General features: G+C 61.7%; 18 protein-coding genes and 2 tRNA genes. 18 read left to right on the top strand and 2 right to left on the bottom strand.

The window, feature by feature from the left end; genetic code table 11:
* The first annotated feature begins 13 nt into the window (after positions 1-13).
* The 8 genes from KP003_RS09435 (at position 14) to KP003_RS09400 (ending at position 9,137) form a co-directional block, all read left to right on the top strand.
* Positions 14-1,258 carry a spinster family MFS transporter gene (locus KP003_RS09435; protein ID WP_216498832.1) on the top strand — a complete coding sequence of 415 codons (1,245 nt, stop codon included), beginning with the start codon at positions 14-16 and terminating at the stop codon, positions 1,256-1,258.
* 32 nt (positions 1,259-1,290) lie between these two features.
* The gene (locus KP003_RS09430) at positions 1,291-1,992 is read left to right on the top strand and encodes a lipoprotein insertase outer membrane protein LolB (protein ID WP_216791673.1); all 702 of its coding nucleotides are present in this window, start codon (positions 1,291-1,293) and stop codon (positions 1,990-1,992) included.
* Positions 1,993-2,229: 237 nt separating this feature from the next.
* Entirely contained in the window at positions 2,230-2,514 is a 285-nt protein-coding gene (locus KP003_RS09425; RefSeq protein WP_216498830.1) for a hypothetical protein, read from the top strand.
* Positions 2,515-2,646: 132 nt separating this feature from the next.
* Positions 2,647-3,711: an AI-2E family transporter gene (locus KP003_RS09420; RefSeq protein WP_217300650.1), complete on the top strand. Its 1,065-nt coding sequence runs from the start codon at positions 2,647-2,649 to the stop codon at positions 3,709-3,711.
* A 55-nt stretch (positions 3,712-3,766) separates the two neighbouring features.
* Positions 3,767-4,684, top strand: coding sequence for a hypothetical protein (locus KP003_RS09415; RefSeq protein WP_217300649.1), 918 nt, complete (start codon positions 3,767-3,769; stop codon positions 4,682-4,684).
* A 37-nt stretch (positions 4,685-4,721) separates the two neighbouring features.
* Complete coding sequence (locus KP003_RS09410; protein ID WP_217300648.1) at positions 4,722-5,426, top strand: ABC transporter ATP-binding protein; 705 nt, start codon at positions 4,722-4,724, stop codon at positions 5,424-5,426.
* Positions 5,423-7,957 (top strand): ABC transporter permease, encoded by a 2,535-nt coding sequence (locus KP003_RS09405; RefSeq protein ID WP_217300647.1) that lies wholly within the window; start codon positions 5,423-5,425, stop codon positions 7,955-7,957. The genes KP003_RS09410 and KP003_RS09405 overlap by 4 nt, the downstream gene beginning before the upstream one ends.
* A 1-nt stretch (position 7,958) precedes the next feature.
* Positions 7,959-9,137 carry a lipocalin-like domain-containing protein gene (locus KP003_RS09400; protein WP_217300646.1) on the top strand — a complete coding sequence of 393 codons (1,179 nt, stop codon included), beginning with the start codon at positions 7,959-7,961 and terminating at the stop codon, positions 9,135-9,137.
* A gap of 91 nt (positions 9,138-9,228) precedes the next feature.
* Here KP003_RS09400 and KP003_RS09395 read toward each other — a convergent pair.
* Positions 9,229-9,304, bottom strand: a tRNA-Ala gene (locus tag KP003_RS09395).
* Positions 9,305-9,698: 394 nt separating this feature from the next.
* Here KP003_RS09395 and KP003_RS09390 point away from each other — a divergent pair.
* From KP003_RS09390 to KP003_RS09365, 6 genes are all read left to right on the top strand, one after another.
* A complete protein-coding gene (locus KP003_RS09390; RefSeq protein ID WP_217300645.1) occupies positions 9,699-12,590 on the top strand; it encodes an EAL domain-containing protein in 2,892 nt (963 codons plus the stop codon).
* 103 nt (positions 12,591-12,693) lie between these two features.
* A tRNA-Leu gene (locus tag KP003_RS09385) sits at positions 12,694-12,780 on the top strand.
* Between the two features lie 447 nt (positions 12,781-13,227).
* Entirely contained in the window at positions 13,228-14,145 is a 918-nt protein-coding gene (locus KP003_RS09380; protein ID WP_217300644.1) for a hypothetical protein, read from the top strand.
* A 456-nt stretch (positions 14,146-14,601) separates the two neighbouring features.
* Entirely contained in the window at positions 14,602-14,937 is a 336-nt protein-coding gene (locus KP003_RS09375; RefSeq protein WP_217300643.1) for a hypothetical protein, read from the top strand.
* A gap of 189 nt (positions 14,938-15,126) precedes the next feature.
* Positions 15,127-16,383 (top strand): L-lactate MFS transporter, encoded by a 1,257-nt coding sequence (locus KP003_RS09370; RefSeq protein WP_239027647.1) that lies wholly within the window; start codon positions 15,127-15,129, stop codon positions 16,381-16,383.
* A gap of 86 nt (positions 16,384-16,469) precedes the next feature.
* Complete coding sequence (locus KP003_RS09365) at positions 16,470-16,637, top strand: hypothetical protein (protein ID WP_216498821.1); 168 nt, start codon at positions 16,470-16,472, stop codon at positions 16,635-16,637.
* An 889-nt stretch (positions 16,638-17,526) separates the two neighbouring features.
* Here KP003_RS09365 and KP003_RS09360 read toward each other — a convergent pair.
* Positions 17,527-18,111, bottom strand: a complete 585-nt coding sequence (locus tag KP003_RS09360; protein ID WP_217300642.1) for a superoxide dismutase — start codon at positions 18,109-18,111, stop codon at positions 17,527-17,529.
* Between the two features lie 285 nt (positions 18,112-18,396).
* Here KP003_RS09360 and KP003_RS09355 point away from each other — a divergent pair, with 285 nt between their 5' ends.
* The 4 genes from KP003_RS09355 to KP003_RS09340 are packed head-to-tail and all read left to right on the top strand — an operon-like array spanning position 18,397 to position 23,127.
* The gene (locus KP003_RS09355; RefSeq protein WP_217300641.1) at positions 18,397-19,662 is read left to right on the top strand and encodes an efflux RND transporter periplasmic adaptor subunit; all 1,266 of its coding nucleotides are present in this window, start codon (positions 18,397-18,399) and stop codon (positions 19,660-19,662) included.
* On the top strand, positions 19,663-20,385 hold the full coding sequence (locus tag KP003_RS09350) for an ABC transporter ATP-binding protein (RefSeq protein WP_236026878.1): 723 nt from the start codon (positions 19,663-19,665) through the stop codon (positions 20,383-20,385).
* Positions 20,385-21,614, top strand: coding sequence for an ABC transporter permease (locus KP003_RS09345; RefSeq protein ID WP_217300640.1), 1,230 nt, complete (start codon positions 20,385-20,387; stop codon positions 21,612-21,614). The genes KP003_RS09350 and KP003_RS09345 overlap by 1 nt, the downstream gene beginning before the upstream one ends.
* 31 nt (positions 21,615-21,645) lie before the next feature.
* Positions 21,646-23,127, top strand: coding sequence for a TolC family protein (locus KP003_RS09340; RefSeq protein ID WP_217300639.1), 1,482 nt, complete (start codon positions 21,646-21,648; stop codon positions 23,125-23,127).
* Positions 23,128-23,141 lie beyond the last annotated feature (14 nt).

Genomic DNA, 23,141 nt, shown 5'->3' with positions numbered 1-23,141 from the left:
AGGAGTGTGTCGGATGAAGGAACCGATTTCCCTGGCTTACCGCCGCTACGCCCTGGGGCTGCTTTTGGCGGTTAACCTGCTCAACTACATCGACCGGCAGGTGCTGTTCGCCGTCTTCCCGCTGATCAAGGCGGACCTCTCCATAACCGACACGGAGCTCGGCCTTCTCGGGAGCGCCTTCATGGTGAGCTACATGGTGATCGCCCCGGTGTTCGGCTGGCTCGGCGACCACTGGGACCGGGTCAAGCTCGCCTCCACCGGCGTGGTCATCTGGAGCTTCGCGACCATCCTGGCCGGCTTCGCGCCCGGCTACCGCACCCTGCTCGCCGCCCGCGCCACCGTCGGGGTGGGTGAGGCGAGCTTCGGGACCGTCTCGCCCGGACTGATCGCGGACTTCTTCGAGAAGGAGAAGCGCGGCAGCGTCCTCTCCTGGTTCTACGTCGCCATCCCGGTGGGGAGCGCCCTCGGGTACCTTCTGGGGGGCGTTCTCGGGCAGCGTTTCGGCTGGCACTCCGCCTTCCTCATGGTCGGTCTCCCCGGCCTCATGGTAGCGGTGCCGCTCTGGTTCCTGCGCACGCCCGAGCGCAGGATCACCGAAACGGATCAGGCGGGGGAGGGGGGGCACGGGTTTGCCGCGTACCTGCAGCTCTTTAACAACCGCTCCTTCGTCACCAACACGCTCGCCATGGCCGCCATGACCTTCGCCATCGGCGGGCTGGCGCAGTGGATCCCTACCTTCCTCTTCCGCACCCATGCCCTGAACGTGGAGAAGGCCAACCTCATGTTCGGCGCCGTCACCGTGGTGGCCGGCATCATGGGCACCCTGGTCGGGGGGGTGCTCGGCGACCGCTGGCAGAAGAAGAGCAGCAAGGGGTACCTCCTGGTGTCGGGCTGGGGCTTTTTCATCGGAGCCCCCTTTGCCGCCTGGGCCATCATGGCGCAGGACGTCCCCTCCTGCATGGCGGCGATCTTCATGGCGGAGTTCTTCCTCTTCCTCAACACCGGCCCACTCAACACCGTCATCCTCAACGTGACCGATCCCGCCGTGCGCGCCATGGCCTTCGCGGTCAACATCTTCTTCATCCATGCGCTCGGGGATGCCATCTCCCCGTCCATCCTGGGGTGGTTTTCCGACCAGTGGGGGCTCAGGACGGCTCTCTTGTCCACCCCGCTCGTGATGGTGCTGGCCGGCGTCTTCTGTTTCGTCTGCGGCCGCTTCGTGGCCCATGACATGGCGCAGGCCGAGCCCTCCCCCTGACTCGAATCAACCGACCACAACCAGAGGTTACCGTGACTGAAAACAACCGTCTCCACTTGAGCCGACTGATCCTCATCATCGTCTGCGCCGCCGTCTTTTCCGGCTGCGCCGCCGTGAAACAACCTCTCACCGGACTGGTCCCGGGACGCAGCGTCACCACCCTGCAGTCCTCGGTGAGCCTCTCTGCCTCGTCGGGCGAGCGCAGCAGTGCCGGGCGCGGCTACCTGGTCTACCAGGCCCCCGACATGTACCATCTGCTCATCCTTTCACCGTTCGGGCAGACCATGCTGGAGGCCTTCGGCGAGAGCGACCGCTTCACCTGCGTCATTCCGTCCAAGCAGGTCGCCTTCACCGGGCTTCTCTCCGAACTCCCGGAGCAGAGCGCCCTGAAGAGCCTGCAGCTATTCCAGTGGGTGATGGCCCCGTCGCCCCTGCCGCTGCCAGGGCCGCTCAGGCAGAAGGTGGAGATCGCCGGTACCGCCTACCACTACGACGAGATCGGGATGCTGGAGCGCAAGGTCGCTCCTTCTGGCGACCAGGCGAGCTACCAGGGGTATCGGAGCCTTGACGGCGTCCCCTTTCCCGAGACGATCGAGATCCATAGCGCCGCGGGGGGCGAGGTGCGCATCGTCTTCGACGAACCGCAGTTGAACGCACCGGTCGAGGCCTCGTCGCTCAAGCCTGATCTGTCGGGGATGGCGGTGTATCCCCTTGCCGAGTTCAAGGTCATGTAGCGCCGCAAGTTGACCGGGCGCAGATCTTTGCCATAATAGGCCCTTGTGTGTTTTTGGCGGCACGTTGGTTCCGAAGGCTGCTGTTGGAGTTGCTGAGCCGTTCAAAACAAAACTTTTAATTATATCTGCGTCTTGCTATCCTTAGTCTCAGCATGACCAAGAGGTGCAGGGCCCAAACGCTCAGCAGCAGAAGTTGATCCAGTTCACATGCCAGCACAACCTTCAGGAGTCGACACCATGAGATACGCACATGCCACGCTACTCGTTATCAGCCTGCTGTCACTCAGCGCCTGCACCATCTTCGAAGCAAAACAGCAGCCCCAGGCACAGCCGGCCTCGGTGAAAGAACTCTCGGTCCCGGTGGGGAAGAACTGGAAGGTTGTTGAAGAGCCGCCCACCCTGGGCAACGAGCGGCGGGAGCGGTTGCCGTTCCAGACCGAGCAGTCGGTGCAGCCCGAGGGGACCCAGCGCCCGAGCGCGGCCCCCGAGGAGAAGGAGCGCAAGATCGAGACCACCCGCTAAGCGACGCCACCCTTACCGTCAGGCGGGCGCCCCGGCGCCCGCCCGGATCAGAGACCGGACCCGGTCCAGCCATGGCACTCCCGAAGCACCCCGGTAATCCATAAAGCCTACACCATCCTCGAGGGGAGACCGATGGACAGAAGACTCTATCTGAGCATACTTGCGGCCCTGGTCACGGCCGCTGCCGTCGTCCTGATGGTTATCCTGGCCGCCCCCATCCTGAAGCCGCTCGCCTGGGGGCTCATCATCGGCGTTGCCACCATGCCTCATTACAACCGCGTGCTGCGCCGCTACCCGGGTCATCCGAACCGCTCCGCCGGCCTGATGGTGTTCGCCGTAGCCGTCTGCTTCGTCCTTCCCGTCGCCGCACTGGTTGCCACCGCTGCGGTCAACGCCCCCGACTGGTACCGGCAGGTGCTGCAGCTGGTCCAGACGGTGGCCAAGACCGGCACTTCCAGCTTCGGTCATTTCCCCGCGGTACAGAAGATCATGTCGCTGGTGGATCGGTTCGACATCGACCTGGCCGGCATCGGCGGCAAGATCGCCTCCACCAGTTCCACCGTCATACTCGGCGTCGCCACCGACCTGGCGCGCAACATGTTCAGCTTCCTCGGCACCCTGGCCATCGCCCTTTTCATCGTCTACTTCATCTACCGCGACGGCGAGCGGGTGGTTTGCGCCTTCATCGGCAGGCTTGCCCCGGATCCGCGCAAGGCGCAACACTACGCCTCGCAGATCCGGTCCATAACCACCGCGGTGACCGTAGGGACCGTCCTTACCTGCGCCACCCAGGGGGTCTTGGCCGGGCTCGGCTACTGGGTTGCCGGGGTGCCGGCGCCCATCTTCTGCGGCGCGCTCACCGCCATCGCCGCGCTGATCCCGGTGGTGGGCACCGGGGTGGTCTGGGTGCCACTGGTCGCCGTCCTCGCCCTCAACGGCTCCTATCTTGCCGCGGGGCTCCTCGCCGCCTGGTGCATCATCTTCGTGGGCATAGCCGACAACGCCATTCGCCCCCTCGCCATCGGCGCATCCAGCGACATCTCTACCCTGGCCGTGGTCCTGGGCGCCATCTGCGGCGTGATCAGCATGGGGCTGCTCGGGTTGATCGTGGGGCCCGTCATCTTCGCCGTCTTGTTCACCTTGTGGGACGATGCCGTGGCCGACACCGAGGCGACGGACGAGGGGGAGATCCCCTGATGCCGACGCGTTCGCGCGGCTCAGCAAGCCGGCCCGCCGGAGGAGGTTCTATCGCATGGTAGGTCCCAAACGGATTTCTCGAGTCAGGCTTTTCGCCTGCGTGCTGTTGGTGATCCTTTTCTGCTGCACCTTTGCGCGCGCGGCAGAGACCGAGTCCTCGGGGGGACGGGCGCTCCTGGCCAAGCACTCCCTCCTCAAGGCCAAGCTCGACAAGAACCAGTTCGGTGCCCCGATCTACCTCGAATCGCTCGAGGGGCAGGACTCGGTGCGGGTCGACATGTACGGCATCTTCCATTACCCCTTCGAGGCGGTCCGCGAGGCCCTGCAGTCCCCGACTGCCTGGTGCGACATCACCCCGCTGCACATCAACATCAAGGCCTGCGTCTACAAGACCACCAAGCAGCAGACCCAACTGACCCTCTACAGCGGCCGGAAGTACTTCCAGCCCCCATCCGACGCCTATCCGCTGAAACTCGCCTTCCGGGTCGCGTCCAGCCAGCCCGACTACCTGGAGCTCGCCCTGGTGGGGGAAGAGGGGCCCTTCGGCACCAAGGACCACCGCATCGGCGTACAGGCCGTGCCGCTGGAGGGGCAGGGAACCTTCCTGCATTTCAGCTACACCTACAGCCACGGCACCATGGCGCGCATGGCCATCAAGACCTACTTCGCCACGCTCGGCAGGGACAAGGTAGGCTTCACCCTGGTCGGGGACGATGGGAAACAGACCTACATCGACGGCGTGCGCGGTGCGGTGGAGCGCAACACCATGCGCTACTACCTCGCCCTGCAGACCTACCTGGATGCCCTGAAGTACCCGGAGGGACAGCGCTTCGAGCAGCGCCTGAACCGCTGGTACGACTTGACCGCCAAGTACCCGCGCCAGTTGAAGGAGATCGACAAGGCGGCCTACCTCAGCAACAAGAAGATGGAGCGGGCCCAGCAGGAGGCCCTGCAGGCGAAACAGGGGAACTGATCCGGGTATCGCCGCGGCTCAAGGCAAAGGACAGGTAATGGCAGAACCGATTGTCGAACTGAAGGGGATCGGCAAGAGCTTTCGCGAAGGGGACCGGGAGCGGGTCGTGTTCCGCGATGCCTCCCTCTCCATAGCCACCGGCTCCTGGGTCTTCCTGCTCGGGCGCAGCGGTTCCGGAAAATCCACACTGTTGAACCTGGTCAGCGGCATCGACCTTCCCGACGAGGGGGAGGTGAGGGTGGACGGCGCCGCGTTGAACCGCCTCTCCGAACGCGAGCGCACCCTGTTCCGCCGCAACCACATCGGCTTCGTTTTCCAGTTCTACAACCTGATCCCCACCCTCACCGTGGAAGAGAACGTCCTGCTTCCCCTGGAGCTGGCCGGGCTTCTCACCCCCGTGCAGCGCCGGCGCGCAGGCGAGCTCCTCGATGCCGTGGGGCTCGCCGACCGGTCCCGCGCCTTTCCCGACCGCCTCTCCGGCGGCGAGCAGCAGCGCGTTGCCGTGGCCCGCGCCCTGGTGCACGCCCCCAAGCTGGTACTGGCCGACGAACCGACCGGGAATCTGGACGCGGAAACAGGACGCCAGGTGCTCGATCTGTTCCAGCGCCTGCTCCGGCCGGCAGGCACCACGCTGGTGCTGGTGACCCACAGCAGCGAGGTCGCCACCCTCCCCGACCGGGTACTGAGCATCAAGGACGGTGTCCTTGTGGACGGTGCCGGCCTGCCGGGAGCGAGGCCATGATCCTGTGGCGCGCCGGGATGCGCAACGTGCTGCGCCACCCCTGGCTCACCGTGCTAGCCGTCCTCGGCGTCGCCCTCGGGGTCGCCGTGGTCACCGCGGTGGATCAGGCCAACGAGGCGGCGCAGCGGGCCTTCCGCCTCGCCGCAGAAACCGTTGCCGGGCGCGCGACGCACCAGGTGGTCGGCGGACCAACCGGCCTTCCGGAGGAGCTCTACCGCACGATCCGCGTCCGGCTTGGCTTGCGCGGCTCCGCCCCCGTGGTCACCGGGCACCTGCAGCTATCAGGCCGCACCTTCCAGTTGATCGGCATCGATCCCTTTTCCGAGCCTCCCATCAGGAGCTTTTCCTCCCGCTTCACCGATCGCGGCGTGCTCACCGACCTCATGACGCGCCCCGGTGCGGTCCTGATGCTTGCCAGTAGCGCCGCCGAGCGCGGCCTTAAGCGCGGCGCCACCTTCCCGGCGGACAGTGCAGGCGTCAGGCGGCAGCTGATGCTGGCCGGGTTCCTCGAGCCTCCCGACGAGGTGAGCCGGGTCGCGCTCGCCTCGGTCCTTGTCTGCGACATCGCCACGGCGCAGGAACTCCTGGGCCTGGTCGGGCGATTGTCGCGCATCGACCTGGTGCTGCCGGAAGGAGAAGAGGGGGCGCGGGTGCTCGTTGAGGTACGGTCCGTCCTTCCCCCCGGCGCCGACATTGTCCCCGCCGGTGCCAGGGCCGGCGCCCTGGACAAGATGACCCGCGCCTTCCGGCTGAACCTGAAGGCGTTGAGCCTCCTCGCCCTCGTGGTCGGGATGTTCCTGATCTACAACACCATGACCTTTTCGGTGGTGCGCAGAAGGCGGCTGATCGGGATGCTGCGTGCCCTCGGGGTGAGCCGCCGCGAGGTCTTCACCATGATCTGCGCCGAGGCGCTCCTGATCGGTATCGCCGGCACCATCGCCGGGCTTGCGGCGGGTGCCCTGCTCGGCTCGGAACTGACCCGGCTGGTCACCAGGACCATCAACGACCTCTATTTCGTGATGGAGGTGCGCCGGTTGCCGCTGCTTCCGGCTGCCCTCTGGAAGGGGGCGCTTCTCGGGGTCGCCGCCACCCTGGCCGCCACCTTGCCGGCCGCCCTGGAGGCGACCGGCGCCCCCCCGCGCGCCGTGCTGTCGCGCTCGCAGGTGGAGTCCCGCCGCAGGAGGCTGGTGCCGCTCGCCGCTTGCTGCGGAGTCATCCTGATGCTGGCCGGTTGCGCCCTCTTCCTGACCGAGCGCGGCGGCATCGTGGGCGGTTTCGCCGGGCTTTTCGCCGTCATCGTCGGCTACACGCTGCTGGTTCCCGCGGGGGTGATGTTCATGTCTGCGCTGCTGCGTCCCCTGCTCGAGCTGCTGCTCGGCTCCCTGGGAAGGATGGCGGCACGCGGTGTGGTGGTGTCGCTCTCCCGAACCGGGGTGGCGACAGCGGCGCTGGTGGTCGCCGTGTCCGCCGGGATCGGCGTCGGCATCATGGTGGGGGGCTTCCGGCTCACGGTGCAGAACTGGCTCGGCAACTGGCTGCAGGCCGATGTCTACCTCACCTCGGCCGACCGGGGCGGCGGCCGCTACCGTCCCCCGCTCAACCCGGCCCTGGTGCGGCGCCTCTTAGGGCTCCAGGGGGAGGCCCAGGTGACGCTGTCGCGCCGTGTCCGGATCGAGGGGGCGTCCGGCGCTACCGAGGTTTTCTCGGTGCAGGTCCCCGAGCGGAGCTTCCTGCGCTACCCGTTCAAGGACGGAGATCCCGCCCTCGCCTGGAAACGCTTCAGCAGCGGCGAGGCCGTGCTCGTTTCCGAGCCGTACAGCTACCGGCACCACCTGCACCCCGGCGACAGCGTCGTCCTGCGCACCAGCCGCGGCGAGAGGCGGTTTCCTGTGGCCGGCATCATCTATGACTACGGCTCCGACACCGGCATCGTCATCATGAGCCGCACCGGCTACGTTGCGAACTTCGGCGACGAAAGCGTCGACGGCATGTCGTTCACGGCGGGGCCCGGGCTCAGCGTAGCGCGGCTCCTGGAACTGGTGCGCGGTAAGGCAGGGGGGGAGCAGGTGACGGTGGTCTCCAACGCGCAGTTGCGCCAGGCGACGGTCGAGGTCTTCGACCGTACCTTTGCCATCACCGGTGTGTTGCGCATGCTGACCATGCTGGTCGCCTTCGTGGGGATCCTCTCCGCGCTGATGGCCATGCAGGTGGAGCGGGCCCGCGAGCTCGCCGTGCTGCGCGCAGTGGGGCTCACCCCGGGGCAGGTTTGGGGTGTGGTCTGCGGGGAGACGGTGCTGATCGGGCTCATCGCCGGGCTCTTGTCGCTCCCTTTGGGCATCGTCGAGGCCCTGGTGCTGATCTACGTGGTGAACCTCCGCTCCTTCGGCTGGACCATGCAGCTGGCGATCACCCCGGCGCAGCTCGTCCAGGCGGTTGTTCTTTCCGTCACCGCCGCTTTCCTCGCGGGGATCTACCCATCGCTCAGGATCGCACGCACCTCGCCCGCCCAGGCGCTCAAGGAGGAAGAGTAGCATGCGCCGCCTCCTGATCATCGCCGCGGCCGTTATCCTCGCCGCGCTGCTGCTCTGGTACCTCTGGTCCGCCTGGCGGCCGGCCGCAACCGCGCGGCCCGAAACCTTCAGCGTCACCCAGACCCTCGGCGGGGGGGCCGCCCCCGGGTATCTCCGCGCCGACAAGCCGCGCCGCTTTTCCTTTCCTGCCGATCATGGTCCCCACCCCGGCTTTCGCAACGAGTGGTGGTATTTCACCGGCAACCTGCGGGCCTCGGACGGGCGCCGTTTCGGCTACCAGCTCACCTTCTTCAAGACGGCGCTCACCCCCGGGGCCGAGGCCAGGCTATCGGCCTGGGGGACCAACCAGGTCTACATGGCGCATTTCGCCGTGACCGACGTCGCTGCAAAGAGGTTCCGCTTTGCTGAGCGCTTCAGCCGCGGCGCGCTGGGGCTTGCCGACGCGGGCGGGGATCCTCTTGCCGTGCGCCTGGAGAATTGGGCGATGCTGCAGAACTCCGCCCGTCCCTGGGGTGTCAGGTTGACCGCAGCGGAGCCCGATATGGACGTGGATTTCAACCTGGTGAGCGTGAAGCCCGAGATCCTGAACGGGGCAGGGGGGCTAAGCCGCAAGGGGGGTACCGCCGGGAACGCGTCGTACTACTACTCGATCCCCCGCATGGCGACATCCGGGACCCTGCGCATCGGGAAGGAGCGCTTTGCCGTGAGCGGGCTGTCCTGGCTGGACCGGGAATGGAGCACCAGCGCGCTCGAGCAGGACCAGGTCGGCTGGGACTGGTTCGCCCTGCAACTCGATGACGGCAGGGACGTGATGTTCTACCGGTTACGAAAGCGTGACGGCAGCAGCGATCCCTTTTCCGGGGGGACCCTGGTCGCCCCCGACGGGCGCAGCACCGTTCTCAAGCGTGAGGACGTGCAGTTGGAGGTGGTGAGGTGGTGGGAAAGCCCGGCAAGCCGCGTCCGCTATCCCTCGGTGTGGCGCCTGAGGGTTCCAGCGGCTGGGATTGCCCTGGAGATTGAGCCGAGGCTCGCCGACCAGGAACTTTTGACCGGGTTTCGTTACTGGGAGGGGGCGGTTGCTGTGCGCGGCGTGGAGGGGAGTCCCGGCGGTTCCGGCTATCTGGAGATGACGGGGTATTCAAGCGCGTCGGCAGATAACAGCGGGACCGTCGGAAGGTAGTCCTGAAACAGAAAAGCACCCGGCCGGAGTCGAGTGCTTTACCTGGAAACAAAAAAAGGACCTAGGAAAGTCCCAGGTCCTTTGTAATTGATGGTGGAGCTGAACAGGATCGAACTGTCGACCTCTTGAATGCCATTCAAGCGCTCTCCCAACTGAGCTACAGCCCCATCTAAGGAGTCATGTTTATAGCAAACGGTTCTTTGACTGTCAATAAATAATTCTAGCCGGGATGTAAAAAAGTTATTCCCGCACAGCCGCGCTGGATGCGGCTTTACGCACTTGGCACTGCACAACCGATCACTCCTGTTCCGGTTTCGCCAAGGCGGCGTGCTTTTAATGATGACTTGGCTACGGTGTCTGCGATATCTTTCACCCCAGGCGTAGCGAAGCCGGTATTTCGTTTCCTCCTATACAGTCGTAATGTCTCTGACCCGATATGTCATAGACAACCGCAGCCAAACCGGTGGTCAGTGCCCTCTGTGCTGCCCATCGACCGTCCATGGGATCGTTGTCGCATTCAACATCCGCCGAGCACTCCGAACACCCGGGAGAGTCGCTGAGGTGATATCCGACCACCAAAATTCCTTCCCGCACACCGGATCCGTCAAAACAATCCTCACTAGATCTGTAATCACCGTCCTGGTCTGGACCCTGCTCCTTTCACTGGCCGTGTGGTGGAATGTCCGCGTCGCCTACCAGCAGGCGTTTGAACTTGCCAGGACGCAGGCCGAGATAGCGCTTGCCAAGGATCTCGCCTTCAGGAAATGGGCCTCCAAACGCGGCGGTATCTATATGGAGCAAGGGCCGCTGGTTTCGCCCAGCCCTTTTTTGAATCACGTACCCGATCGGGACCTGGAAACCACCGGAGGCGTGAAACTTACTCTGAAAAACCCGGCCATGATCATGAACGAAATCACCCGGGAAGCCCCCCAGTTCTATGGCATAAATACCAGGATCACCTCCATGCTGTACATCAACCCGGTGGATGCGCCGGACGAGTGGGAGCGGACCGCCCTGTTCATCGTGGAGGGGACCCGCGAGACTTATTACACCGCGACGCTCATCGACGGTAAGCCCTACCTGCGCATGATGCAGCCCATGATCATGGAGCCGTCCTGTATCAATTGCCATGCCTGGACCGGAATCAAGGTGGGGGAGCTGCGGGGGGGGACCGACGTTTCGATACCGCTTGCGCCGTTTTACGCCGCTGCCGGGAATCAGGCCCGTGGAGTTGCGGCCAGTCACGGAGCGATCTGGCTTTTGGGGCTCGTTTCGATCGGTTTCATCACACGACGTGCCATGATCGTCGAGGTGGAGCGTTCTCATCAAGAGGCCCAGTTGAAGGAGAAAAACCTCGAGCTCCAGGACTCCAAGCAGTACCTTTTGACCATCATCGAGTTCCTGCCCGATGCCACGCTCATCATCGACAACTCCGGCCGGGTGGTGGGGTGGAACCGCGAGCTCACCAGGCTCACCGGGGTGGCGCCCGAGGCGATGATCGGGCGGGGCGGCTTGGAATACGCCATCCCGTTCTATGGTCACCGGCGTCCTCTCTTGATCGACCTCGCCTTGAACCCCGCCGTTGATAGCGAGGGGCGCTACGAAGGTTTCGTTCGCAACGGCGACATCGTGCAAGGCGAGTGCTACGCCCCGAGCCTCGGCGCAGCCCCGGCACACCTTACCTCATCCGCATCCTTGCTGCGCAACTCGAAAGGGGAGGTCATCGGCGCCATCGAGTGCATCAGGGACACCACCGAGCAGATGAAGACGCAGAAGAGGATCAAGCTGCTGGCCAAGATCTTCAACGAAAGCGGCGAGGCGATCGTCATAACCGACAGTGAAAACAGGATAATCGAGACCAACAAGGCTTTTACCCAATTTACCGGGTATTCGCACGAGGAGGCACTCGGCAAGAACCCCAGGGTCCTTAAGTCCGGTATCGAGGACAAGAAGTTTTACCAGAACATGTGGCGTTCCATCCTTGAGACCAACTACTGGCAGGGGGAGATCTGGGACAAGCGCAAGGACGGTACCCTCTATCCCAAATGGCTCACCATAACTGCCATTCGCGACCCAGACAACACCATAACCAACTACTTCGCGACCTTCTCCGATATCACGCTTCGTAAAGAGGCTGAGAAGCGGATTGAGCAGTTGGCCCACACCGACACGCTCACCTCGCTTCCCAACCGGCACACACTGGTCGAGCGGTTGACCCAGGCCCTCGAGCAGGCCAAGCGGGGAGAGCACATGCTTGCCGTCCTCTTCGTGGACCTGGACCGCTTCAAGATGATCAACGACACGTTGGGACATCACGTCGGCGACCTGTTGCTGATGGAGGTGGCATCCAGGCTGAAGGGCTCGCTGCGTGCGGAGGACGTCGTGGCGCGGTTTGGCGGCGACGAGTTCGTGGTGGTTCAACCAAGGATACGGTCGCAGGTCGAGCCGGCGCATCTGGCCGAGAAGATCCTGAAAACGGTGGCCGCGCCGTACTTCCTGGACAACAACACGGTCTATACGAGCCCGAGTATCGGCATCAGCGTCTTTCCAAGCGACGGGATGACGGTAGCGGAACTCTTCAAGAACGCGGACGCGGCGATGTACCACGCCAAGGCCGCCGGGCGAAACACCTACCAGATGTTTACCAGCGAGATGCATACCGCCGCGCGGCAACGGCTCGCCATCGAGAACAGCCTGCGCAGCGCGGTCGCCAACGACCAGTTCGTGCTCCATTACCAGCCCCAGGTGGAACCGGCCAGCGGCAGGTTGGTCGGGCTCGAGGCCCTGGTGCGCTGGCAGAACCCGGATGACGGCCTGGTCTTCCCGGACCGGTTCATCCCGGTTGCGGAGGAGACAGGACTGATTCTGGAGATAGGGCGGCATGTCTTCGAGAAGGCCTGCCAGCAGGCCGTGCGGTGGCGTGAGGCAGGGCTTCCGCCCGTGAAGATCGCGGTCAACCTGTCGGCCCGGCAGTTGCGGCAGCCAGATCTTCCGGAGATGCTCTCGGAGATCATGAAGAACTGTGGCGCTGACCCCGGGATGATCGAGCTGGAGGTGACCGAAAGCATGACCATGGAGCGTCCCGTCGAGAGCGTCAGGATCCTGGGCGCCCTGAAGGCGATGGGGATCGGGCTCGCCATCGACGATTTCGGGACCGGCTATTCTTCTCTTAGCTATCTTAAGCTCTTCCCGGTGGACAAGCTGAAGATCGACCGCTCCTTTGTGAAGGATATCGAGGTCGACCCGGACGATGCCGCCATCGCCTCGGCTACCATCGCCATGGCGCACACCCTGGGCAAGAAGGTGGTGGCGGAAGGGGTGGAGACCGAGGCGCAGCTCGAGTTCCTGGTGCGGCATGGTTGCGACATCATCCAGGGGTATCTGTTCAGCAAGCCTCTGTCGGCCGAAGATGCCGAGCTGTATCAGGCGAAGCTGGCGGAGCGCACCGTCTGACAAGAATGCGACATGTTAGGCAAAGTTACTTGACCGGCGCACGTTTTGTTGGTATAAGATGTGTCTCTTTGAGGCGCTACTATTAAAAAGCGCTGCAGAAGACGCCGGAGTGGTGAAATTGGTAGACGCACTGGACTCAAAATCCAGCGGGGGTGACCCCGTGTCGGTTCGACCCCGACCTCCGGCACCATATAAAAATAAAAAGGCTTAGCTCTCACGGGCTAAGCCTTTTATTTTTTCTGACGTCAGCAGGTGCTTTCACTTCGAACACAGGACCATGCGTATAACCGGCTCATAGTGAGACTACAGATTTGCTACAGTACAAGAAATATAATTGATCCATATTAACCTGCATGTTAATCTGCGGCCTACGGCCCAATCTTGTTCCGCAGCTACTATCAGTTGAAAAGTGTCGTTGCACTGGGCATAGTTACCGGGCTTCCGAGCTGGAACTGAACAGCGGAACCAGGGGGCGGTAGTTGGTTAGTTGGCTGAGAGCGGAAAGTGCCGCAGAAATAGTTAACAGGTCAACTGCGTCCCTTAAACTATGAACTGTGCCGTTGGTCGGTAGTCAGCCTCAGCCCTATTTGACGAAATAAAACTAAAGCAAAGTGAAAAACGAAAAAGGGGTGATAGCGTGGCTAAAATTTGTATTTTACTGATTTGCATTTGCATTTTTTTGTCTGGTTGCTCAAACACGAGAGTAATTGGTCACAAGACTGCCAATATTGCGGGACCGATTCATGAAATAGTCGTGGTCCTTGACAATAAAACCTTCAAGGCAAGGGAAAAGAGTGATCAGGCCTACATCAACACTGTAAACAGCACCATGAAAAAGGTATATGCGGTTGTCCATAAACGAATCCCCGAGGTATTCGCACAAAACGGTATAAAAGCCAAAGCCTATCTCAATGTAGACGAGTCGTCAGGCGAACCGGCGACCCTGCCCCCCATGCAATTGAAAGAGTTCCCCTACCTCCTCACCATAACCCCCAGTAACGCCAGCATCAGAAAACAAGATGGCAACACCAATATTGATATGGCGGCCCATATCTATGACCAATTTCAGGAAAAGATCGTCTGGCGCGGCTCGATTACCTATAGCGAATCATCCTACGCGCTGATTAATGACAAGACGGCGGACGTATTCCTGGACAGGATATTAAACCGGCTTAGAGATGTTGGGTTTGTTTCATTGAAGCCGGATGACACGTTGCGAGTTTCCGCAGCTGACCCGCCTAATGCCCCCAATCTCACTACATCGAGCGAAGCCGGGCCGAAGAGCGAGACCGCTTGCTCCAAGGCGATTATATGGATGAAAGAAAATAACAAGTGGGGACCGAACGCGCCGATAGTCCAGAGTTTCCAGAAACAGTTCGACTCTGGAATCGGGAAAAGCAAAGTGGTGTGGGAGGTAGGAAAGGGCTTGACCAAAGATGGTAAAGATTACCGGATTGAGTGCATCAATGATAATCTGAACATCAAGGAGCTAACTGCTGAGGAGGCAGATAAGCGTCACGTTAAAGATACCAGCGTGAAGTTCTGGTCGAAATAGATGAATAGAAAATGATGAGTGCAGCGACGATTATTATAGGCGTCATCTTTTTTATGGAAGCCTTGAGCCATGACTTCACCTGAGGCAAGCACAGCCTTCGCGGTTTGCCCTAAGTGTTCGGCACCGCTCCAGCCAAATTGTGACACCTGCCCCAGGTGTGGTGTCATCTTCGCTAAGGTACGGCAGCACCCGGATCAAACGCCTGCGGATCAGGAATTTGACTTGTCGTTGGCTGCGGCCGTTGCTGCCAAGCCCGCTGCCACGGGCATTGTTGCCGGCCGATGTGCATTTCTCGCCCTCCTTGCGTTCTACAGCTTTCGCATCCTGACCCATCCTGTCGCCTCTAATTACGTGGGCGAAACTTTCCTGCACCTCGTCAATCTTCCCTTCCACGAGGCAGGGCACGTCCTCTTTTCACCTTTTGGTCGCTTCCTTCAGGTCGCCGGGGGGACGATCATGCAGCTTCTGGTTCCGGCGGTTGTGGCAATCTCCTTCTACATGCGCCGGGACCGCTACGCTGCTGCGGTCGGTATCTGGTGGTTGGGAGAGAGCATGGCGGATGTGGCTCCGTACGCGGATGACGCACGTGCCGGCCAACTGCCGCTCCTGGGGGGGGTCACGGGGAGCGAGGTGGAAGATTACCACGACTGGGAGGCGATGCTGGGGAGGCTTGGGCTGCTTACCTGGGATCATTCCATCGGCAGCTTTTTCTTTGTCACCGGTGGTGTCGTCATGGCAGCAGCCATCATCTGGGGCATCATGGTATCCTTTCGCCAGCCAAAAGCTGACTGATACCTGCAATTATCGGGGGAGAAATTGAGAAACGTGCCCAGCGCGGGCAACTGACTCCTGCACCGACAGTTATTCATCGAGGAGCTGAAAATAGAGGTAGTTGTAGTTGTCAACCGAGCGTGTTAATCTGCTTAACCTCGAATTAACCTGAAGTGCCCAAAAGCTTGTCCGATACTTGCAGGAGCCACATTGCCATCTGAAAACAGAACTCGTCGAGTAGTCATCGCCGCAGCCTGCACGCTTCTCATGCTGAACCTGGGAACTGTGTATGCGTGGAGCTTCTTTCAGAAACCGCTGTGCGAAACCTATGGCTGGTCCAACAGCCAAGTCGTCTGGACCTTCAGCCTTGCCATCTGCTTTCTAGGCCTCTCGGCCGCCGCCGGCGGTCTCATCCTCCCCAAAAGCGGACCGCGTCCACTTGCCCTTGCTGGGGCGGTCCTGTTTGGTGCCGGATACCTCCTTGCTGCACTTGCTTTACGGATGCACTCGCTGCCGCTCCTTTACCTCGGGTACGGCGTGATCGGCGGCATCGGGCTGGGGCTTGGCTACGTGACCCCCGTCGCCACCGTCGCCCGCTGGTTTCCCGACCGGAGGGGGCTGGCCACCGGGACGGTCGTAATGGGTTTCGGCTTCGGTGCGCTTCTCATGTCGAAGGTGATCGCTCCGTTCCTGCTGCGCACTGTCGGTGGGGACATGGTCCTTGCCTTCACGGTAATGGGTGTGCTTTTTCTTGCGCTTTCGCTCGCTTCCGCCGCCTTCATTCGTAATCCTCCCGCTTCGTCACTGGCTAACGATACAGCCGGTACCGTCTCGGGTAGTGACACGGTGACTGCCGGAATTTGCATCTTCTCCAGACCGTTCGTCTTGATGTGGCTGATTTTCTTTTGCAATATTACCGCCGGGATCGCCCTCATCGGGTTCCAGTCACCACTGTTCCAGGATGTCTGCGCAAAGCGCGATCCTGCACTCGGAATGGAAGCTCTTGCCGGCTACGGCGGGACCCTGATCGCTACAAGTTCGGTATTCAACGGCGTCGGGCGCTTTTTATGGGGAGCCTTTTCAGACCGCCTCGGGCGGCTTCGGACATTCAGGCTGATCCTCGTTTCGCAGATCGCCGCGTTCGCCCTTTTGATGCAGACCTCGCACCCATGGCTCTTCGCGACTCTCGTCTGCTACATCCTTCTCTGCTACGGGGGCGGGTTCGGGACGATGCCTTCGTTCGTCCTCGACATGTTCGGAGCGCGGCTCATGCCGGCGGTCTACGGGGCCATCCTCACCGCCTGGTCGGCTGCCGGGATTGCCGGACCGCAGATCGTGGCGACGATGAAAGACCGTTTTCCCGGGCACCCCGGGCTTGCCTCCTTCTACAGCTTTGCCGTTGCCATCTGTTTCCTCGGCACAGGGCTGTTACTTTCTTTCTTCATGAAGGAGAGACGGAGGGGATAAGCAGTTCCTTATCCCTTCGCCACCGCTACGGCTGACTGGCGTAAGCGCGGTCGGCGAAGGTAACGCATCCAAAGGAGAGCAACGCGATGTTCGAGACTCAGTACAACGAGGAGATGGAGGCCGAGGTGAGGCGGTTGGAGGCCAAGAAACGGGCTGCTGATGCTGGACACCCGGAGTGGGACAATGCCTGTGCTTCCTGCGGCAGCCAGATTGCCGGCACGGCTGACCGTTTTTGCGGGACCTGCCACCGTTAGAGCGGAAGTCCCTGCAATTCCAGCTGAAATGCACGCCACTCGACGCTGACCAGCATGCCCTTAGGGGCTGACGGCATACCACTTAACTCCAAACGGTATGGCATTTGGCTCTGATGGCATACCACTTAACTCCAAACGGTATGCCCTTTGGCTCTGATGGCATACCACTTAACTCCAAACGGTATGCCCTTAGGCTCTAACGGCATACCACTTAACTCCAAACGGTATGCCCTTTGGCTTTAACGGCATACCACTTAACTCCAACCGGTATGCCCTTAGGCTTTAACGGCATACCACTTAACTCCAACCGGTATGCCCTTAGGCTTTAACGGCATACCACTTAACTCCAAACGGTATGCCATTTGGCTCTAACGGCATACCACTTAACTCCAAACGGTATGCCCTTAGGCTCTAACGGCATACCACTTAACTCTAACCAGTATGCCATTTGGCTCTAACGGCATACCACTTAACTCCAACCGGTATGCCCTTTGGCTTTAACGGCATACCACTTAACTCCAAACGGTATGCCCTTAGGCTCTGATGGCATACCACTTAACTCCAACCGGTATGCCCTTAGGCTTTAACGGCATACCACTTAACTCCAAACGGTATGCCCTTAGGTCCCTAACGGCATACCACTTAACTCCAAACGGTATGCCCTTAGGCTCTAGCGGCATACCACTTAACCCTAACTGGTATGCCGTTAAGGTCCAACGGCACGCCCACTTGACCCCCACCGACATGCCGTTAAGGTGCAACACGCCCCTTAGACTTGCGGCACTTATATAGCTTGTAAAGATTGGGAAATGGCAACTGCCTGAGGATAAAAGAAAAGGGTCTCTTGCGGGAGACCCTTTTGTCACTTCAAGAGGCGGGGGGCGCTGCGCTACATCTGCATCCGTTCCTCGGCCTTACTCCACTCGACGTTCTGGAAGAAGGAGTTGATGTAGTCGGCGCGTTTGAGGCCGTAATCGGTCATGAAGGCGTGCTCGAACACGTCCATCACAAGAATGGGGGCGCAGCAGGCAGGGTGGCCGACATCATGTTCATTGATCCAACAGTTCATCAGCCTGCCGCTGTGCGCATCCTGGTACAGGATGGCCCAGCCGATGCCGCGCATGGCGCCCACGGACTTGAAGTCCTGGACCCATTCGTCGTAGCTCCCGAAGTCCTGGTGCAGCCTTGCCGCCAGCCTGCCGTCCTGGTTGATAGGCTGGTTGCCTCCCAGGTTCTCGAAGTAGAGCTCGTGCAGCCTCATGCCGTTGAACTCCCACCCGAACCGCCTCTTCAGTTCCGCGAAGACAGGCTCGGAGCCCTTGCCGTCCTTGCGCAGTTGCATGAGCAGCTCGTCGAGGGCGTTGCTGTTTTTCACGTACCCCTGGTACAGCGTGAAGTGGTTGTTGAGGAGCGCCTCGCTGAATCCGGGCATCCCGATAAGTTGGGAGTAGTCTTTTGCCGTGAACGCCGTCATAACTCTCTCCTTTTAGTTGAATGTGACATTTGCAGCGGTTCCGCAAAAACTCGGACTAATTGTACAGGGGTGGTTAGTGGTGTCAAATGTTGCCTGGCTACGAAACAGCTAAATTAATTTCATTGACCGCCGGTTCAGGGATGGTTAAAGTGACGGATTGATTGCGGATTGCAGATATTTCGCCGGTTTCATCTTTCTTGCACATTTGGCATTTACCCTTCGCAGGACTGGTGCTGCCAGCCGGCAATGCAACGGCAGTCTTTAGATTATCAAAGAGGTGGACTCGTGAAAAAAATCGTAGGCGCCGTCATACTATTGACCGTTCTGGGAGCGGCCGGCTATTTCTACTTCAAGCAACCCCCCAAGGTGCAGTACAAGACGCTGAAGGTCGAGCGCGGTGCCATCACCTCCACGGTCTCCGCCACCGGCACCTTGAACGCGGTGGTTACCGTCCAGGTAGGTACTCAGGTCTCCGGGACCATCGCGAAGCTCTACGTCGACTTCAACTCCCCTGTGAAGAAGGGGCAGCCGATAGCCCAGATCGACCCGGCGCTGTTCAACTCGGCGGTGCAGCAGTCCCGCGGCAACGCCCTCAACGCCGAGGCGTCCCTCGCCAAGGCCAAGGTGACGCTTGCCGACGCCAAGAGAACGCTCGGGCGCAACCGGGAATTGCTGAAGGAAGGGATCATCGCCCAGAGTGATCTCGATGCGGCCCAGACGGCCTATGACTCAGCCCTGACCGGCGTGAAGGCGGCCGAGGCCTCCGTGCTGCAGACCCGCGGCGCCCTAAAGCAGGCCGAAACCAACCTCAACTACTCCACCATCAGGTCGCCGGTGGACGGCACCGTCGTCTCCCGCAACGTGGACGTGGGGCAGACCGTTGCCGCCTCCTTCCAGACGCCGACCTTGTTCACCATCGCCCAGGACCTCACCAAGATGCAGATCGACACCAGCGTGGACGAGTCGGACATCAGTAAATTGCAGATCGGCCAGAAGGCGACTTTCACCGTCGATGCCTACTCAGACCGGCAGTTCGAGGGTAAGGTGGTGCAGATAAGGAACGCGCCGGTGGTCACCCAGAACGTGGTCACCTACGTCACCGTTATCGCGGTGGACAACAAGGAGCTGAATCTGAAACCGGGGATGACCGCCAACGTCACCGTGGAGACCCTGAGAAAGGACAACCTCCTCAAGGTACCGGCCGCAGCGCTCCGCTTCAAGCCTCGTTCCGACAAGGAGAAACCGGGCGCGGCCAAAAACGGTGCCGGCGGCTCGGCCGGACCCGGCGGCATTACCGGCGCCGGCGGCGGGCGCGGCGCGGGCGCCGGCCCCAAGGGGAAAGGTGGCGGCAAGGAAGGCGGCCAAAAGGTCTATAAGCTCAGCGCCGAAGGCAAGCCGGTGCCGGTTGCCATCACCACCGGCATCAGCGACGGCAGTTACGTCGAGGTGCTGACCGGCAACCTAAAGGAAGGCGACGACGTCGTAGTGGAGCAGGTAAGCCAGGATAAGAAGAAGGGCGGCATGGGGTCGCCCATGGGGCCGAGGTTCTAAATGGACGAAGTGGTCCGTCTCACAGACGTGGTGAAGATTTACACCATGGGCGAGGAGCGCGTCGAGGCGATGAAGGGCGTTTCCTTCACTGTGCACCGTGGCGCATTCGTCTCCATCATGGGTGCCTCCGGCAGCGGCAAATCCACCTGCATGAACATCCTGGGGTGTCTGGACGTTCCCACCCGTGGCAGCTATTTCCTGGACGGGGTCGACGTCGGGAAGCTTTCCGCCGACGCCCTGGCAGAGGTACGGAACAAGAAGCTCGGATTCGTATTCCAGGGGTTCAACCTGCTGGCGCGGACCACCGCGCGTCAGAACGTCGAGCTGCCCCTGGTCTACGCCCAGATCCCGGCCGCCGAGCGCAGGGCGCGCGCCATGGAAGCACTCGAGAGGGTGGGGCTCGCGGGAAGGGAAGGGCACTACTCGAACCAGCTCTCCGGCGGCCAGCAGCAGCGCGTCGCCATCGCCCGCGCCCTGGTCAACCGCCCGTCGATCATCCTGGCCGACGAGCCCACCGGCAACCTCGATTCCAGGACCACCGTCGAGATCATGTCGATCTTCCAGGAACTGAACCGGCAGGGGATCACCATCATCATGGTCACCCATGAGCCCGAGGTCGCCGAGTTCACCAGCCGGCACATCATCTTCCGGGACGGCCTAGTCATCTCCGACCAGCCCTTCCAGGCGAAGACCGCGGTTCCCCCCGCCGAGGTGCAGCAATAATGACGACCCTTTGGCAAAGCCTGCTCATAGCCCTGCGCGCCCTGCGCGTCAACAAGATGCGCGCGCTGCTCACCATGCTGGGGATCATCATCGGCATCGCTGCCGTGATCGCCATGGTCGCCATCGGTTCCGGCGCCAGCAAAATGATCTCGGACCAGATCTCCAGCATCGGCTCGAACCTGCTACTGGTGCTTCCCGGTTCAGTCACCTCCGGCGGCATGCGTTCCGGCTCCGGCGGCACCCAGACCCTCACCTACGACGACGCCCGCGCCATCAAGGCAGAATGCCCGTCGGTGGCGGCGGTGGCGCCCAACGTGCGCGGCTCCGGGCAGGTGGTGTACGGCAACCAGAACTGGTCCACCGTGGTCTACGGCGTCACCCCGGAGATGGTAGACGTCCGGGACTGGACCATCATCGCCGGCCGCAACATCACCCAGTCCGACGTCGACGGCGCCACCAAGAACTGCTTGATCGGCCAGACCGTCGCTGATAACCTCTTCGGCGGCACCGACCCGGTCGGGAAGATCATCAGGATCAAGAAGATTCCCTTCACCGTGGTGGGCCTTCTGGGGAGGAAGGGGCAGTCGCCGCAGGGGCAGGACCAGGACGACGTGATCTACGTACCGCTGCGTACCGCCCAGAGAAAGCTCCTGGGAAGCCAGTTTCCCAACGTGGTCGGCTCGATCATGGTGCAGGCCAAGGACGCCGAGGTGCTGGACAAGGCCGAGGAGGAGGTCACCGAGCTCTTGAACCAGCGTCACCGGATCGGTCCCAACCGCGAGGTCGACTACACCATCAGGAACCTCTCCGAGCTCCTGGCGGTCACCGAGCAGTCCTCGAGGGTGATGTCCATCCTGCTGGGCGCGGTGGCCTCGATCTCCTTGGTGGTGGGCGGCATCGGCATCATGAACATCATGCTGGTATCGGTCACCGAGAGGACCCGCGAGATCGGCATCCGCGTCGCCATCGGCGCCAAAAAGCGCGACATACTGCTGCAGTTTCTGACCGAGGCCGTGCTTCTCACCACCTGCGGCGGCGTCATCGGGATGCTGCTGGGCGTAGCGGGAGCGAAACTCGTGGCGAGTTTCATCGGCTGGCCCACCCTGATTTCGGTCAACACCATCGTCATCGCCTTCGCCTTCTCGGCCGGGGTCGGGGTCTTCTTCGGCTTCTACCCGGCCCGCAAGGCGGCGTCGCTGAACCCGATCGACGCCCTGAGGTACGAGTAACCGTTTAACAAGCTGGTCGAAAGGATCACCCATGAAGAAAAACAGGAAAACAGCGCTGGCCCTTTCCCTTTGCCTGGCGCTCGGTGCCGCCACCTCGGCTTTCGCGCAGCCCACCATCAACCTGACGCTGAAGGACGCCATCAAGATGGCTTTCGAGAAAAACCTCGACCTGAAGGTGGAGCTCTACAACCCCGCCATGGCCGAGGCCGACATCCGGCGCAATCTCGGGATCTACGATCCCGTGCTGTCCCTCGGGGTGAACTACGATCGCAGCAACAGCAGCAATATCCTGACCTTCCGCCCGCAGCAGATCGACCAGGTCACCGCGAACGCAGGGGTGAGCCAGCTCCTGCCCACCGGCGCCGTCGTCGGCGTCACCGCGCAGAGCGGCTGGATCAGCAATTCCGCGAAGTACTACTCCAACGCCATCGATCTGTCGCTGAAACAGCCGCTCCTCAAGGGATTCGGGAAGGATACCACCGACCTCGCCATCAACGTCTCCCGCTTCACCAAGGGGGAAACCCTGAACGTCTTCAGGACCCGACTGAGCGACACCGTCGCCAAGGTACGCAATGACTATTTCCAGCTCTATAACCTGCTCGAGGTGCTGGAGGTGCGCCGCACTTCGCTCTCCTTGGCCAAGCGCATACTTCAGGACGACCAGGGGCGGGTAAAGGCGGGGGTGCTCCCCGCGTACGAGCTTTTGAACTCCGAGTTCCAGGTCGCCACGCGCGAGAAGCAGGTCATCGATGCGGAACGGGCGGTTCGGGACCAGATGGACGTGTTGCGCGTCGAACTGCAACTTCCACCCTCCGCGGAGATCGCTTTGGCCGACCAGCCCTACCGCAACAGCTACAACCTCTCGGAGCAGCAGGCGCTGGACGATGCGCTGGGCAACCGCACCGAACTGGCCACGCAGCGCGACGTGATCAGGATCAACGATCTGCAGCAGCGGGTGGCCAAGAACCAGACCCTGCCCGATCTGACCCTCAACGCCAGCGTCGGCACCGGGGGCTTCGATCGCCGCTTTCTGGGCGGTCTGGAAAAGACGGCAACGATCAGCGAGCCGAGTTGGGGGGTGGGGCTGCAGTTCAGCTATCCCTTGGGCAACCGCAGCGCCGAGAACGACTACATCAGGAAGAAGCTGGCCCTCGAGCAGGCCCAGACCCAGCTGCAAAGCATCGAATCCGGGGTCGTTAGGGACGTGAAGGCCGCGATCCGCCTGGTGGCGGCCAGCTACCAGCAGCTCGACGTGACCGCGCGCGGCACCGCCTACGCCGAGGACCGGTTGCGAGCCTTCCAGAAGAGGCACGACGTCGGGCTCGCCACCACCAAGGATGTCTTCGACGTGGAGAACGACCTGGTGGCGGCCAAGGGGAACCAGATCCAGGCCGTGGTCGACTACAACAACTCCATCACGCAACTGTGGCGTGTGACCGGGGTGATCCTCGACCAGCAGGGGATCAGTGTCTCCGACTCCGAGGCCGACCATCTCTACGAAAAGATGAAATAGCCGCCACAGCCTCC

The sequence above is a fragment of the Geomonas diazotrophica genome (genome assembly GCF_019063885.1).
Lineage (GTDB): Bacteria > Desulfobacterota > Desulfuromonadia > Geobacterales > Geobacteraceae > Geomonas > Geomonas diazotrophica.
The sequence above is the reverse complement of the archived record's forward strand: the minus strand, read 5'-3'. Positions and strand labels throughout refer to the sequence as shown.